Below are 14,387 nucleotides of genomic sequence, written 5' to 3'. Positions count from 1 at the left end.
CTGGCGGGTTCAGGACTTGGCGAGGCGTTCCAGGGCGCCGCGGGCCACCTCGGGACGGGTCGTGTACCAGAAAGGCGGCAGCGAACGGCGCAGGAACGGCCCGTAGCCTCGGGCCGTCTCCAGCCGGGAGTCGAGCACCGCGACCACACCCCGGTCGCCGGTCGCCCGGATCAGCCGGCCCACACCCTGAGCCAGCCGCACCGCCGCGATGGGCACGCTCACGGCGGAGAAGCCGGAACCGCCACCCGCGTCCACGGCCGCCGCGCGGGCCGCCGCCAACGGCTCGTCCGGCCGCGGGAAGGGCAGCCGGTCGATGACGACGAGCTGACAGGCGTCACCCGGCACGTCCACCCCCTGCCAGAGCGACATCACCCCGAACAGGCAACTGGCGCGATCCTCCCGGAAGCGCCGGACCAGCAGCGGCAGCGCCTCCTCACCCTGCAACAACACCGGCAGGTCGGTCCGCGCGCGCAGCAGCTCCGCCGCCTGCTGCGCGGCCCGCCGAGACGAGAAGAGCCCCAGAGTACGACCACCGAGTGCCTCGACAAGCGCCAGCAGCTCCTCCCCGGCGGCGTCGGGCAGCCCGGAGACACTGGGCCTGGGCAGGTGCGCGGCGACGTAGAGGATGCCCTGGCGGGCGTAGTCGAACGGCGACCCGACGTCGAGCGACCGCCAACCGGGTCCCTCGGTCGCCGGGACGACGGCACTGGGGGCGGCCTCGCCGGCAAGCCGACGGCCTGGCGCCTCGGCGGCCGGGCGACCCGGGCCGGTGCGGGCGGCCAGTGCGGCCGCGGCGGGGGACGGCGGGGCGGGCGGCGGCGCGTCCAGCCCGAGGGCGCGGGCCACCGTGTCGAACCGGCCGCCCAACGCCAGGGTTGCCGAGGTGGCGACGACTGTGCGTTCGTCGTACAGGTGGGTGGCGAGGGTGCCCGCGACCGACAGCGGCGCGACCACGAGTGCCCGGCGGCTGCCGCTGTCGTTCTTCTCCACCCAGGCCACGTCGTGCTCGGCCTCCTCCAGCAGCCGCTGCGCGGTGGTGGACAGCTCGTCCAGTGCTGCCTTGGCCTGCTGCTTGCGGACCGGGTCGGGGTCATCGGCCTTGATGTCGCCGATCGCGTCCAGTGCGGAGCGGGTCGCCGCGTCGAGCAGCGTGCACGCCTCCCGCAACGGCGTCGGCAGCCCGGCGGTGAGCCGCCCCGCCGGCGCCTCGGCCAGCCCGACCGCGAGGGCGTCACCGGCCGCGGTGAGCGACTCGGCGGTCTCCGGCCGCAGCAGCGTACGGGCCCGGCGGGTGGTCCGGTCGATCAACTCGGGCACCAGCTCCGACTGCGCGGCGGAGGAGACCCGGTCGGCCAACTCGTGCGCCTCGTCGACGATGAGCAGCTTGTGCGGTGGCACGATGTGCCGGTCGGCGAGCATGTCGACCGCCAGCAGGCTGTGGTTGGTCACCACGATGTCGGCCTCCCGGGCTCGGGCCCGCGACGCCTCGGCGAAGCACTCCTGCCCGAACGGGCAGCGGGTCGCACCGACGCACTCCCGGGCCGGCATCGACACCAGCCGCCAGGCCTGGTCGTCGACGCCTGGGTCCAGCTCGTCCCGGTCGCCGGTGGCGGTCTTCTCGGCCCAGTCGCGCAGCCGCTCGACCTGCTTGCCCAACCGGCCCGCCTCACCGAGCCACTTCGTCCCGGCGCCGGGGCGGGCCGCCGGGGCGTCGAAGAGCGTGTCCTCCGGCTCCTCCTCGGTGGAGTTGTCCAGTCGGGCGAGGCAGAGGTAGTGGTGGCGACCCTTGAGCACCGCGAAGGTGGGCCGACGGCCGAGCACCGGCTCGACCGCGTCGGCGAGCCGGGGCAGGTCGTGGTCGACGAGCTGGGACTGCAACGCCAGGGTGGCCGTGGAGACCACCACCGGGCCGTCCACGGTGAGCGCCGGGGCGAGGTATGCCAACGACTTGCCGGTGCCGGTGCCCGCCTGCACGAGCAGATGCTCGCCGCCGGCCACGCACTCCTCGATCGCCGTGGTCATCTGCAGCTGGCCGGGCCGTTCCGCACCGCCGGGCACCGCGCCGACCGCAGCCGCCAGCAGCTCCGTGCCGCTGGGCCGGGCACCCCGGCGCCGACCCTTCGCACGGGCCGATGGGGTGGCGGAACCGGTGGCGGTGCGGGGCGGAGTCACCGTGCGACGGTACCCGCCGCCGCCGACACCGGACGCGCCCATCCGCCGCGTGGCGCGCCGCCGACCGGGCTGGTCGTCGTGGGCACGTCGTCCGGTTACGGCCGCGCTACGACGCGTGGCCGGTATCGGTTAGGGTGCGAATCATGCCGAGCGACATGGTCCGCGTGATCTACCGCAAGTACGACGGCAGCGCCCACCGCGACTACCCGGCCCGCCGGCTCACCGAGGACGACCTCGGCATCTGGCTCGGCGTCCCCCAGGGCACCGAGTCGGTCTACCATGGCCGGCCGTCGGTGGAGAAGATCCCGTTCGTCCTGCTGGTGCCACACCGCGCCTGGTGGACGGCGATGTTCAACCCGCCGCCGCGCACCAGCGAGGTCTACTGCGACATCACCACCCCGGCCCGCTGGGAGTCCGGCGACACCGTCCACCTGATCGATCTGGACCTGGACGTCGTCCGCCGTCGCGCCACCGGCCTGGTGGAGCTGCTCGACGAGGACGAGTTCGCCGAGCACCGGGCGCGCTTCGGTTACCCGGACGACGTGGTCGCCGAGGCCGAAGCGGCGGCGCAACGGCTCTTCGGGGCGCTCGGTGACGGCACCGAGCCGTTCGCCACCTCGTACCGCAAGTGGTTGGCCCTGGTGGTCTGACACCCCGGCCGGCTCACCAGCGCGGCGGCCAGCGGTCGTCGTCGAGCAGCGATGGCAGGTCGGCCAGCTTCTCCGGGTTGATCTGGTTGTAGCGCGTGCCGGCAGCCCGCGCCTGACGGACAGCCGGTGCGCGGACCGGGCCGACCGGTGGTGGGGTGGGGCGGGCCCCGGCGCGCGGATCGCCTGCGGGTGGGCGATGATCCGTGGATGAGCGCACCCCAGCAAGGGCAGATCGTGGCACCGGACGGCGGCTCGGTACGGGAGCTGCTGCGGGTCAGCGCACCTGTGGATCTCAGCGCGGTCGACCCGCGCTCCACGCCCGGCGTGCCGAGCACGGCGGGGCGCGGCGAGCACCGTAAGGCCTGGGCGCGGGAGCAGGTGGAGTTGGTCGGCGGCGAGTTGGGCCGACAGCAGGAGATGCTCTTCGCGATGGCCAAGACCGGGTCGGACCGGCCGCCACGCCGGGTGCTGCTGGTGCTCCAGGCGATGGACTGCGGTGGCAAGGACGGCACGATCAAGCGGGTGGCCGGCGCGATGAACCCGCTGGGCCTGCACATCCGCTCGTTCGGGCCGCCGACGCGCCAGGAGTTGCGGCACGACTTCCTGTGGCGGATCCGGCGGGAGTTGCCGCCGCCGGGGTACGTGGGGATGTTCAACCGCTCGCACTACGAGGACGTGTTGATCGCCCGGGTCGGTTCGTTGGTGCCGGAGGCGACCTGGCGGGCCCGCTATGACGAGATCAACGCGTTCGAGCGGAAGCTGACCGAGGACCGGGTGACCGTGATCAAGGTGATGCTGCACATCTCGTACGCCGAGCAGGGCAAGCGCCTGCTGGAACGACTCACCGACCCGCACAAGCACTGGAAGTACAACCCCTCCGACGTCGACTCCCGGTCGCACTGGGACGACTACCAGGCCGCGTACGCCGAGGCCCTCAGCCGGTGTGGCACGGACGCCGCGCCCTGGTTCGTGGTGCCGGCGGACCGCAAGTGGTATCGGGACTGGGCGGTGGCCCATCTGCTGCGTGAGACGTTCGACACCCTCGACCTGGGGTATCCGGCTGCCGATTTCGACGTCGAGCACGAGCGGGAGCGGTTGGTTGCTGGGGGAGTGGGTGCGGGTGGGACTGTCGAGATGAACAGCAGGTGAACGACCGGTGAATGACGCCTGGCCAGGGGTGGGCCGGCGAATTCACGGTTCCGCCGTTTCCTAGCATTCACCGAGCGGGTGCCCGACGGGTGCCGCCACCCTTCCACCGACGCGACGAGGTCTGTGCTGTGAAGTTTTCCTTCCGCCCCACCGAGGGCGCCTTCTACGAGCTCTTCACCAGGGCCGCGCAGAACCTGGTCCGGGGTACCGCGCTGCTCAACGAGCTGGCCCTGCCCGGCGTGGACGTGCAGTCGGTCAGCGAGCGGTTGACCGAGGTCGAGCACGACAGTGACCAGATCACCCACGACCTGTACAAGAAGATCAACTCCACATTCATCACGCCGTTCGACCGGGAGGACATCTACCGGCTCGGCTCGCTGCTCGACGACGTGATGGACCATCTGGAAGCGGTCGGCGACCTGCTCTACCTGTACGGGCTGACCGAGCTGCCGGCGCTGCCCCGCGAGCTGCACGAGATGGTCAACGTGCTCGACCAGCAGGCCAAACTGACCGCCGACGCGATGCCCCGGCTGAAGTCGATGAAGGATCTCGAGGACTACTGGATCGAGTGCAACCGGCTGGAGAACGAGGGCGACCGGATCAACCGGCAGTTGCTCGTGCGCCTCTTCTCCGGTGAGTACGACGCGTTGACGGTGCTGAAGATGAAGGAGGTCGCCGACGAGTTGGAGGCCGCCTGCGACGCCTTCGAGCACGTGGCCAACACGGTCGAGACCATCGCGGTCAAGGAGTCCTGATCCGGTGACTTTCACACCCGAACTCATCGCCGTCCTGGCGGTGATCGGGGTAGCCCTGGCGTTCGACTACACCAACGGCTTCCACGACGCCGCCAACGCGATCGCGACAAGCGTCTCCACCCGGGCGCTGACCCCCCGGATCGCCCTCGGCCTCGCCGCCGTCGGCAACTTCGTCGGTGCACACTTCGGTGCCGGTGTGGCCAAGACCGTCGGCGACGGCCTGGTCACCCTGCCGACCGGGGTGAACAGCCTCGGTGTGGTCTTCGCCGGGGTGCTCGGAGCGATCGCCTGGAACCTGATCACCTGGTACTTCGGTCTGCCCTCGTCGTCCTCGCACGCGCTCTTCGGTGGGCTGGTCGGCGCGACCCTGCTGTCCGCCGGCGGCATCGTGCAGTGGGGCAACATCGGCGAGAAGGTGCTGCTGCCGATGGTGCTCTCGCCGATCGTCGGCCTGACCCTCGGCTACCTGCTGATGCTTGCCATCCTCTGGCTGTTCCGCAAGGGGCAGCCGGGCAAGCTCAACCGGGGCTTCCGGTGGGCGCAGACCGTCTCCGCCGCCGCCATGTCGGTGGGCCACGGCATGCAGGACGCCGCCAAGACCATGGGCATCGTGGTGCTGGCGCTCTACACCGGTGGTTTCCAGGAGAGCAAGACGCACATCCCGGGCTGGGTGTTCTGGACGTCGGCGACGATGCTGGCCCTCGGCACGTACGCCGGTGGCTGGCGGATCATCCGCACCCTCGGTCGCAAGATCATCGACCTGGGACCGCCGGAGGGTTTCGCCGCCGAGACGGTCGCCAGCGCGGTGCTCTACTTCAACGCCCTGGTGCTGAAGGCCCCGATCTCGACCACGCACACGATCACCTCGGCGATCATGGGCGTGGGCGCGACGAAGCGGCTCTCCGCGGTCCGCTGGAACGTCGCCGGCAACATCGTGCTCGCCTGGATCATCACGTTCCCGGCCGCCGCACTGATCGCCTGCGTCACCTACCTGCTGGTCCGGCCGCTCTTCGGCTGACCGTCACGGCACCTCGACGGCCCCGGTCACCGTGACCGGGGCCGTTCGTCGTCTCACTCGTACCGCACGCCGATCTGCTCCCGCACCGTGTCCAGCAGCGCCATCACCTCAAGGGTCGTGGCGTGCGGCACCAGCGGGCTCTCGGTCAGCCCGGCCGCCAGGCAGCGCTGCACCTCGATCGCCTCGTACTGGTAGCCGTTGCCGGCCCCGTCGGCGACGATCGTCTCCGGCTCAGCGCCGGCCCGGTGCAGGAGCACGGAACCCGGCCGGAAGAACGGCTCCGGCAGGTCGATCCGCCCGGTGGTGCCCGTGATCGAGGCGGTCTGCCCGCTCAACCCGACCATGCCGCAGCTCAGCGTCGCCAGCGCTCCGGTGTCGTAGCCGAACAGCATGCCGGTGTTCTCGTCCGTCCCCTCCGGGCCGAGCTGCGCCCAGGACCGGATGTGCCGGGGCACGCCGAGCAGCAGGTGGGCCAGGCTGATCGGGTAGATCCCCAGGTCGAGCAGGGCACCCCCACCCAGCGCCGCGTTGCGCATCCGGTGCTCCGGCGGGAACGGCCCGGCCACCCCGAAGTCGGCCCGGACACCGGTCACCGTGCCGATCGCCCCCTCCGCGATCAGCTCGACCACCTGGAGGATGAGCGGGTTGGTCCGCATCCACATGGCCTCCATCAGGAAGACCCCGGCGGCGCGGGCGGTGTCCACCAACTCGGTGCTGGTGGCCAGGTCGAGGGTGAACGGCTTCTCCAGCAGCACCGCCCGTCCGGCGGTCAGGCAGGTCATCGCCGCCTCGTGGTGCGCGGAGTGCGGAGTCGCCACGTAGATCGCGTCGACCTCCGGGTCCGCGGCCAACTCCACCCAGGAGCCGTACGCGCGCTTCGCGCCGTACGTGTCGGCGAAGCGGCGCGCGCTGTCGGCGGCGCGGGAACCGACCGCGACCAGTTCGGCGTCCGGCACCAGCCGGAGGTCTTCGGCGAAACGGCTGGCGATGTGGCCGGTGGCCAGGATGCCCCAACGAGTCATGCGCGGAACGCTAGTCGAGCCAGGTGAACCACCCGCCCCCCGCCCGCCCTCGCCTCGCCTCGCACGTCCTCGGGCCGACCAATCTCGTCGATCATGAAGTTGTTGCCCGGCGGCCCGGCGTGTCGTGGCAACAACTTCATGATCGACGAGGCTGGCGCGCTGCCGGCGGTCGCGCTGCCGGGAACTAGGCTCGCGGCATGAGGATCGACAGCGACGGCTTCGCCGCCCCGGCCGCCCTGGTCGAGCACGCCCGCCGGTTCCGGGCCGAGGGCGGGACCCCGGCGACGCCGCGGGTCGCGGCCACCGTGCTGCTGCTGCGTCCCACCGACGCCGACTTCGAGGTGTACGTCATCCGCCGGGTCGCCGCCATGACCTTCGGCGGGATGTACGCCTTCCCCGGCGGCGGGGTGGACCGTTCCGACTCCGCGGCACACCTGGACTGGGCGGGCCCGCCACCGACCGAGTGGGCGGGTCGGCTCGGGGTGACGCCGGACGCCGCCCAGGCGGTGGTCTGCGCCGCCGCCCGGGAGGTCTTCGAGGAGGCCGGCGTGCTGCTCGCCGGCCCGGACCCGGCGACAGTGGTGGGCGACGTCAGCGGGGACGACTGGGAGACCGCCCGGCAGCGGTTGGAGGGGCGTCAGCTGGGCTTCGCCGAGCTGCTCGCCGACCGCCAGCTCACGCTGCGATCGGATCTGTTGCTGCCGTGGAGCCGGTGGATCACCCCGGAGTTCGAGCCGCGCCGCTTCGACACGTACTTCTTCGTGGCCCTGCTGCCGGCGGGACAGCGGACCCGCGACGTCTCCGGCGAGGCCGACCACACGCTCTGGATCCGCCCGGCGGACGCGTTGACCCGGGCCCAGGCCGGCGAGCTGACCATGCTGCCGCCCACGCTTGTCACGCTGGCGCAGGTGGCGGCGGCCGGCGACCTGCCCGGCGTGGCCCAGGCGGCGGCCAATCGCGACGCCGCCACCCCGGTCACCCCACGCCTGGACCTGCCGCCGGACGGCAAGCCCCGCTTCCTGCTGACCTGACCGCAGCAGGCCCGCTCCCGCCGAAGGTCGCGCTCGAACGTCGATGTAGTGGCCTCCGTTGCGCGTGAGGCCACTACATCCTTGATCGAGCACGGACCGGGCCGGTCGGGCGAGGCCGCGCCGCGCTGGGCCGGTCTGGGTCGCGCCGGAACGGCCTCGGGTACGCGAAGGGGCGCCGGTCAGGTTGACCGGCGCCCCTCGCGGACCGGGAACCAGCGGCTCAGCCGAAGCGGCCGGTGATGTAGTCCTCGGTCTTCTTCACGCTCGGGTTGCTGAAGATCTTCTGGGTGTTGTCGTACTCGATCAGCCGGCCCGGGTCGCCGGTCTTCTCGATCGAGAAGAAGGCGGTCCGGTCCGAGACCCGTGCGGCCTGCTGCATGTTGTGCGTCACGATGATGATCGTGAACTTGTCCTTGAGCTGGAACATCAGGTCCTCGATCGCCAGCGTGGAGATCGGGTCCAGGGCCGAGCACGGCTCGTCCATCAGGACGACCTGCGGCTCGACCGCGATCGTCCGGGCGATGCAGAGCCGCTGCTGCTGACCGCCGGATAGGCCCGCGCCGGGCTTGCCCAGCCGGTCCTTGACCTCGTCCCACAGGTTCGCCGAGCGCAGCGCCTTCTCGGCCGCCTCCTCCAGGATCGACTTCTTGCGGACGCCGTTGAGCTTCAGGCCCGCCACCACGTTCTCGAAGATGCTCATGGTGGGGAACGGGTTCGGCCGCTGGAAGACCATGCCGATCGTGCGCCGGACCGCTGTGACGTCCACATCCCGGTCGTAGATGTCCTGGTCGTCGATCGTCAGGCTGCCCTCGACCCGGGCCCCCGGCAGCACCTCGTGCATCCGGTTGATCGACCGCAGGAAGGTGGACTTGCCGCAACCCGACGGCCCGATCAGGGCGGTGACCGTCTTCGGCTCGACGGTCAGGTTGATGTTCTCGATCGCCTTGAAGCCGCCGTAGTACGCGGTGACGTTCGAGGCGGAGACGCGCTTGGCCATGGTGGTACCTCCGGGGTTCATCGGCTGAGCCTGTTGCGACGGGCCAGCAGTTTCGCCGCGATCGTCAGGATGAGCACGAGGGCGACCAGGGTGAGTGCCGCGGTCCACGCCCGCTCCGGCGCGTACCTCGACGCGTCACCGGCCTGCTGGTAGACGAAGAGGGACAGCGACGACTGGCTGTTCTCGAAGGGGTTCGTGTTGATCGCGGCGCCGCCGCCGGCGACCAGCAACACCGGCGCGGTCTCGCCGGCCGCACGGGCGATGGCGAGCATGACGCCGGTGACGATGCCGGGCAGCGCCGTCGGCAAAACCACCCGCAGGATGGTCTTCCACTTGGGTACGCCGAGCGCATAGGCGCCCTCGCGCAGTGGCGGCGGGACGAGGCGGAGCATCTCCTCGGTGGACCGGACGATGGTGGGCAGCATGAGCACGCTCAGCGCGAGCGCGGCGGCGAAGCCGGAGAAGCTGGGCCGGCCGTCGTTGAACCACGGCGACACCACGAGCACCCAGAACGCCAGCACGAAGAGGCCGGAGACGATCGACGGGATGCCGGTCATCACGTCCACGAAGAAGCGGATCGCGAAGGCGAACTTGCCCCGCCCGTACTCGACGATGTAGATCGCGCAGAGGACGCCGAGCGGCACGGTGATCAGGGTGGCGATGCCGACCTGCTCCAGGGTGCCGACGATCGCGTGGTACGCGCCGCCGTTGGCGTCCCGGGCCCCGATGTTGTTCATCGAGGTCTGGAAGAAGTTGGCGTCGAGTCGCTCGGCGCCCTTGCTGACCAGCGTCCAGACCACCGAGATGAGCGGCAGCACCGCCAGCACGAAGGCGGAGTGGATCAGCGCGCTCCAGGTGCGGTTGCGAGCCGATCGGCGCCCCTCGACCGCGTTGGCCGCGGCGAAGAGCCCGACCAGGTAGAGGATCGCGCCGAGGGCGACCACGAGGACCGGGCCGCCGATGTCGGTGCCGTAGACGATCACGGCGGAGAGCGCCAGGGCCGCGACGGCGATGGCCGGGGCGGCGTACCAGGGCAGCCGCTTGGCCCGCAGCGAGTCGGGCTGGGCCGGCGGCCGGGTGCGGTGGGAGGTGACGGTTGTGGTCATGCGGCCGACTCCGTGAACTCCCGGCGGCGGTAGATGATCGCCCGCGCCGTGATGTTGACGATCAGCGTGATGGCGAACAGCACCAGACCGGAGGCGATGAGCGCACCCCGGCCGGTCTCGTTCGCCTCGCCGAACGCGTTGGCGATGTTGGCGGCGATGGTGTTGCCGCCGTTCTGGATCAGGTTGAACGAGATGCCGAAGGTGATGCCGAGGGTCAGCGCCAGGGCGATGGTCTCGCCGAGCGCCCGGCCGAGGCCGAGCATCATCGCGGCGATGATGCCGGGACGGCCGTAGGGGAGCACCGCGGTGCGGAGCATCTCCCAGCGGGTGGCGCCGAGGGCAAGGGCGGCCTCCTCGTTCGCCGTCGGCGTCTGGAGGAACACCTCGCGGGAGAGCGAGGTGATGATCGGCAACACCATGATCGCGAGTACCAGGGCGCCGAGCATGACGGACGCTCCGAACGGGCCGTCGCCGCCGAAGAGCGGGATCCAGCCGAAGTGCTGGTTCAGCCAGACCGAGAAGTCCCGGACGGGGCTGCTGAAGACGTCCCGTCCCCAGAGGCCGAAGACCACGCTAGGCACTGCGGCGAGCAGGTCAACCAGGAAGCCGAGCGCGGTGCCCAGCCGGCGCGGCGCGTAGTGCGAGAGGTAGAGGGCGATGCCCAGCGCCACCGGCACCGCCATGAGCAGTGCCAGCGCCGAGCTGAGCACGGTGCCGAAGGCGAGCGCACCGATGCCGAACTTCGGCTCCGTCTCGTTGGGCGACCAGCCCTCGTAGGACCAGAAGTTCTCGGTGTTGGCGCGGAGGGCCGGCACCGCCTTGACGACCAGGAAGATCGCGATGGCGGCGATGATGACCAGAACGGCGGTGCCGGCGGCCAGGGTGAGACCGCGGAAGGCCCGCTCGGCGCCGAACTTACGGCTGCGCGGCAGCGCGCTGCCGCCGCCCAGCCCGGTGCCGCCCGGGGAACGGGTGCTGACTGGTGCCTCGGCCACACGCGCCGAGGCACCGGCGGGCCACTCGTGACTCTGGGTCACGCGGGTCCCGCCGGTGCCGGCGTCGGCCGAGCGGTGGGGGGTGTCACCCATCTGCTCGCTCGATTCGATTGCGGAGTGGTGTCGGTCAGGAGATGTTCTTGACTGCGGCCTCGACCTTGGTGCGGACGCTCTCCGGCAGCGGGGCGTAGCCCAGCTCGGTCATGGCAGCCTGGCCCTCGGTGCTGGCGGCGTAGCCCAGCAGACCCTTGACCAGCGGCAGCTTGTCGGCAGCGAGGCCCTTGCTGCAGACGATCTCGTACGTCGCCAGGACGATCGGGTAGGCCCCGGCCTCCTTGGTGTTGTAGTCGATCGACAGCTTGAGGTCGTCGCCCTGGCCATCGACCTTGGCGCCGGCGATGGTCTTACCGGCCGCTTCGGCGGTCAGCGGAGCGAACTCGCCAGCGCCGTTACCGATCTTCGACATCTTCAGACCGGCGTTCTCGGCGAACGACCACTCCATGTAGCCGATGGAGCCGTCGGCACCCTTGACCCGGCTGGCCACGCCGTCCGAGCCCTTGGCGCCGGTGCCGCCCGGGGCCTTCCACGCCTTGGCCTTGCCCAGGGTCCAGTCGGCCTCAGCGGTCTTGGAGAGGAAGTTGGTGAAGTTGTCGGTGGTGCCCGACTCGTCCGAGCGGTGGACGGTCTGGATGGTGGTCGCCGGGAGCTTGGCGTCCGGGTTGTCGGCCTTGATCGTGGCGTCGTCCCACTTGGTGACCTTGCCGGCGAAGATCTTCGCCAGGGTGGCCGGCTTGAGCTGGAGGTTGTCCACGCCGCTCACGTTGTAGGCGACGGCCACCGGGCCGATCACCATCGGCAGGTGGATGGCCTTGCCACCGACGCACTTGGCGTCGGCCTGCGGCTGCTCCTCCGGCTTGAGCGCGGAGTCGGAGCCGGCGAAGTCGGCCGTCCCGGCGATGAACGCCTGGATGCCGGCGCCCGAGCCGCTGGGCTCGTAGTTGATCGTGACACCCTGGCACTTCTGCTGGTACGCCTTGATCCATTCGGCCATGGCGTTCTTCTGCGCCGACGAGCCCTGGGCGTTCAGCGTGCCGGTAGCGCAGTCGACCGCGGCGGCCGAGCCCGAAGCGTTCGCGCCGGAGGCGGGCTCGTTGTTGTCCGAGCCGCATGCACTGAGGCCGAGCGTCGCGGCAAGAGCGAGGCAGGCAATAGTGCCGTACCGCTGGAGCTTCACCTGAGGGGTTTCCCTTCGCGTCTGACTTGGCGCCCCGATCCCGGGGGCCGAGGACCGGCACTGACCGGCTGACACGAAAGTTAGAAGTGCCAGGTAGCCGGTTCGCCGGTCGCAAGTGAACGCGAGGTGAACACGTACGGCCGCTCAGGTGACCGCTTGCTGAGGGTGAGTTGTCCGTTAAGTGAACGGGGGTACACCTGTCGGATGTATAGGCATATTTCCGGTTCGCTGTTATGCCGCCGAAGCCCGGCCGTTACCGCGCGGTGATCGGCGGGAGCGGGTCGGCGGTCAGCCCAGGTGGTAGTTGATGTGCGCGGACCAGCGGGCGAAGCCCATCCGCTCGTAGAGCGCGACCGCCCCGGTGTTCGACTCGTCCACGTAGAGCATCACCCGGTCCAGGCCCCGACTGTCCCGCAGGTACGCCAGCCCGGCGGTGGTCAGGGCCCGGCCGAGCCCGCCGCCGTGCGCGGTCGGCTCCACGCCCAGCACGTACACCTCGCCGGTCCGGGCCGACCCCGGGCGCTCGTGCACCTTGGTCCAGTGGAAGCCGAGCAGTCGACCGGTCGCGGTCTCCTCGGCGAGCAGGAAGCCGGCCGGGTCGAACCACGGCTCGGCGAGGCGGACGCGCAGGTCGTCCGAGGTCCACCGCCCCTGCTCGGGGTGCTCGGCGAAGGCGTGTGAGTTGAGGGTCAGCCAGGCCGCGTCGTCCGCCCCGGGTCGGAACGCGCGCAGCACCACCCCGTCGGGCAGGCGCGGCTCGCCCAGCGGGGCCGCCAGCGGCCGGCGCAACTGCCAGAGCACCCGGGCCCGGGTGAACCCGAGGTCGACGCCGAGCGCCGCGGCGGACGGGTGGTCGCCGTGCGCCCACGCCCGCAGCGGCCCGGTGGCCGAGGCGAGTACGCCCCGGGCCAGCGCGCGACCGGTGCCCCTCCGCCGGTACGCGGGGTGCACCACCAGTTCGACCCCGATCCCGCCGACCGGGTCGGTGGTGTCCAGGTGCGCGTACCCGGTGAGGGTGCCGTCGTCGGCGCGGGCGATGAGGTGCAGGGCGGGGGCGTCCGGGTCGCGGAGGCGGAGCAGGACGTGCTCGTCGAGCGGGTCCGCGCCGTCGGTGTCGCCCGCGGCGCTGGCGAGGGCCAACACGTCGGCGATCTCCGCCGGTGCCAGTCGGTCGGTCCGGGTCACCTGGTCGCTGGTCGGCTCCGCGCTGCTCATCCCGTCACCGTATCCGCTGCGTCTCGCAACGCCCGGACCGTCGCCGTAAAGCCGGGCCTCACGTCGGGTCGGTGGGCAGTGCCTCCAACTCGAACCGCGCGGTCAGGTCGGGCAGGATCCGACGCAGCGCGTCCACCGTGCCCTGTCGGTTGCCGCCGGCGTCGTGCAGCAGCACCACCGAGCCCGGTGCGGCCTGGGTCAAGACGGTCGCGGTGATCTTGCTGGCGCCGGGGAGTTCCCAATCCGACGGGTCCACCGACCAGTGCAGCGGGGTCATGCCGAGTTGCCGGGCCATCGTCACCACGGGGTACGTCCAGGCGCCGCCGGGCTGGCGGTACCAGACGATCGGCGCGTTCGGCACCGCCGTCCGGATCGCCTCATTGGTGCGCAGGAGGTCGGAGCGGATGGCGTCGGCCGATCGGGCACCCAGGCCGACGTCGTGCTGCCACGAGTGGTTGCACAGGGTGTGCCCCTCGTCGACGATCGCCTGGATCAGGTCGGGGTGGTTCTGCGCGTTCTCGCCGACCACGCAGAACGTGGCCCGCACGTCGAATTCGCGCAGCGTGGCGAGGACCTGCGGGGTGTACCGCGGGTCCGGCCCGTCGTCGAACGTCAGCGCGAGCCGCCGGGAGCCGGAGGTGGCGTGCGCGCCGAACAGGTTGTCGCCGCCGGCGTCCTGCCCCGTACCGTCCTGACCGGTCTCGGCGGGGCCGGAGCCGGCACTCGGGGTGCCGCCCGGCTCGCCGCCGCCGGGCTGGTCGGCGTAGTGCGGCCCGTCGGCGTTCGTCGTGGCCCCGGTGGAGTGCCCCGGGACCTGGTCGGGGACGAGGCTGCGGCCCAGCGCGTACGCCGAGCCGAGCAGGGCCGCCACCACCACCGTCACGATCCCCGCCGCCCGCACGGTCGAGTTGCCCCGTGTCACGACTGCTGCCCGGCTGGCCGGTCAGGCCGGCCCGTCGCCCCCGTGGTCACTGCACGCACAGTCGCCCCTTTCTCCGACAAACCCGGCAGTCAGAATAAAACTGCCAAGCTGCGCAAAAAGG

The 14,387-nt window shown here is 71.3% G+C and carries 13 protein-coding genes and 1 pseudogene; 5 read left to right on the top strand and 9 right to left on the bottom strand.

The genetic code is table 11. The features are described 5' to 3' along the window. Positions 1–9 precede the first annotated feature (9 nt). A pseudogene (locus ACGFIQ_RS16285) lies at positions 10–2,205 on the bottom strand (ATP-dependent DNA helicase); the annotation flags it as partial. 110 nt (positions 2,206–2,315) lie between these two features. On the opposite strand from ACGFIQ_RS16285, the gene ACGFIQ_RS16280 reads away from it, so the two are divergent. Beyond that, positions 2,316–2,822, top strand: coding sequence for a DUF402 domain-containing protein (locus tag ACGFIQ_RS16280; protein WP_357068192.1), 507 nt, complete (start codon positions 2,316–2,318; stop codon positions 2,820–2,822). A gap of 13 nt (positions 2,823–2,835) precedes the next feature. Here the strand turns inward: ACGFIQ_RS16280 and ACGFIQ_RS16275 are convergent, their stop codons facing one another. Next, a complete protein-coding gene (locus ACGFIQ_RS16275) occupies positions 2,836–3,039 on the bottom strand; it encodes a hypothetical protein (RefSeq protein WP_393244242.1) in 204 nt (67 codons plus the stop codon). Here ACGFIQ_RS16275 and ACGFIQ_RS16270 point away from each other — a divergent pair. The 3 genes from ACGFIQ_RS16270 (at position 3,030) to ACGFIQ_RS16260 (ending at position 5,744) form a co-directional block, all read left to right on the top strand. Beyond that, entirely contained in the window at positions 3,030–3,971 is a 942-nt protein-coding gene (locus tag ACGFIQ_RS16270) for a PPK2 family polyphosphate kinase (protein ID WP_393244238.1), read from the top strand. The two genes, ACGFIQ_RS16275 and ACGFIQ_RS16270, sit on opposite strands and share 10 nt — an antisense overlap. 128 nt (positions 3,972–4,099) lie before the next feature. Further along, positions 4,100–4,726 carry a DUF47 domain-containing protein gene (locus ACGFIQ_RS16265; RefSeq protein WP_053655020.1) on the top strand — a complete coding sequence of 209 codons (627 nt, stop codon included), beginning with the start codon at positions 4,100–4,102 and terminating at the stop codon, positions 4,724–4,726. Between the two features lie 4 nt (positions 4,727–4,730). Then, complete coding sequence (locus tag ACGFIQ_RS16260) at positions 4,731–5,744, top strand: anion permease (protein ID WP_393244236.1); 1,014 nt, start codon at positions 4,731–4,733, stop codon at positions 5,742–5,744. Positions 5,745–5,797: 53 nt separating this feature from the next. Here the strand turns inward: ACGFIQ_RS16260 and ACGFIQ_RS16255 are convergent, their stop codons facing one another. Further along, positions 5,798–6,766: a Gfo/Idh/MocA family protein gene (locus ACGFIQ_RS16255; RefSeq protein WP_393244234.1), complete on the bottom strand. Its 969-nt coding sequence runs from the start codon at positions 6,764–6,766 to the stop codon at positions 5,798–5,800. Between the two features lie 197 nt (positions 6,767–6,963). On the opposite strand from ACGFIQ_RS16255, the gene ACGFIQ_RS16250 reads away from it, so the two are divergent. Continuing rightward, on the top strand, positions 6,964–7,797 hold the full coding sequence (locus ACGFIQ_RS16250) for an NUDIX hydrolase (RefSeq protein ID WP_393244232.1): 834 nt from the start codon (positions 6,964–6,966) through the stop codon (positions 7,795–7,797). Between the two features lie 220 nt (positions 7,798–8,017). Here ACGFIQ_RS16250 and pstB read toward each other — a convergent pair whose 3' ends face one another. The 6 genes from pstB to ACGFIQ_RS16220 form a co-directional block, all read right to left on the bottom strand. After that, the gene (gene pstB, locus ACGFIQ_RS16245) at positions 8,018–8,794 is read right to left on the bottom strand and encodes a phosphate ABC transporter ATP-binding protein PstB (protein WP_393244714.1); all 777 of its coding nucleotides are present in this window, start codon (positions 8,792–8,794) and stop codon (positions 8,018–8,020) included. A 17-nt stretch (positions 8,795–8,811) separates the two neighbouring features. After that, entirely contained in the window at positions 8,812–9,900 is a 1,089-nt protein-coding gene (gene pstA, locus ACGFIQ_RS16240; protein ID WP_393244231.1) for a phosphate ABC transporter permease PstA, read from the bottom strand. Then, positions 9,897–10,988, bottom strand: a complete 1,092-nt coding sequence (gene pstC / locus ACGFIQ_RS16235) for a phosphate ABC transporter permease subunit PstC (protein WP_393244230.1) — start codon at positions 10,986–10,988, stop codon at positions 9,897–9,899. The genes pstA and pstC overlap by 4 nt, the downstream gene beginning before the upstream one ends. A gap of 34 nt (positions 10,989–11,022) precedes the next feature. Beyond that, positions 11,023–12,129: a phosphate ABC transporter substrate-binding protein PstS gene (gene pstS / locus ACGFIQ_RS16230; RefSeq protein ID WP_393244228.1), complete on the bottom strand. Its 1,107-nt coding sequence runs from the start codon at positions 12,127–12,129 to the stop codon at positions 11,023–11,025. A 288-nt stretch (positions 12,130–12,417) separates the two neighbouring features. After that, on the bottom strand, positions 12,418–13,344 hold the full coding sequence (mshD, locus tag ACGFIQ_RS16225) for a mycothiol synthase (protein WP_393244226.1): 927 nt from the start codon (positions 13,342–13,344) through the stop codon (positions 12,418–12,420). A 58-nt stretch (positions 13,345–13,402) separates the two neighbouring features. Then, complete coding sequence (locus ACGFIQ_RS16220; RefSeq protein WP_393244224.1) at positions 13,403–14,266, bottom strand: polysaccharide deacetylase family protein; 864 nt, start codon at positions 14,264–14,266, stop codon at positions 13,403–13,405. Positions 14,267–14,387 lie beyond the last annotated feature (121 nt).

Origin of the sequence: Micromonospora sp. NPDC048898 (assembly GCF_043198035.1) — a bacterium.
GTDB lineage: Bacteria > Actinomycetota > Actinomycetes > Mycobacteriales > Micromonosporaceae > Micromonospora.
The sequence above is the reverse complement of the archived record's forward strand: the minus strand, read 5'-3'. Positions and strand labels throughout refer to the sequence as shown.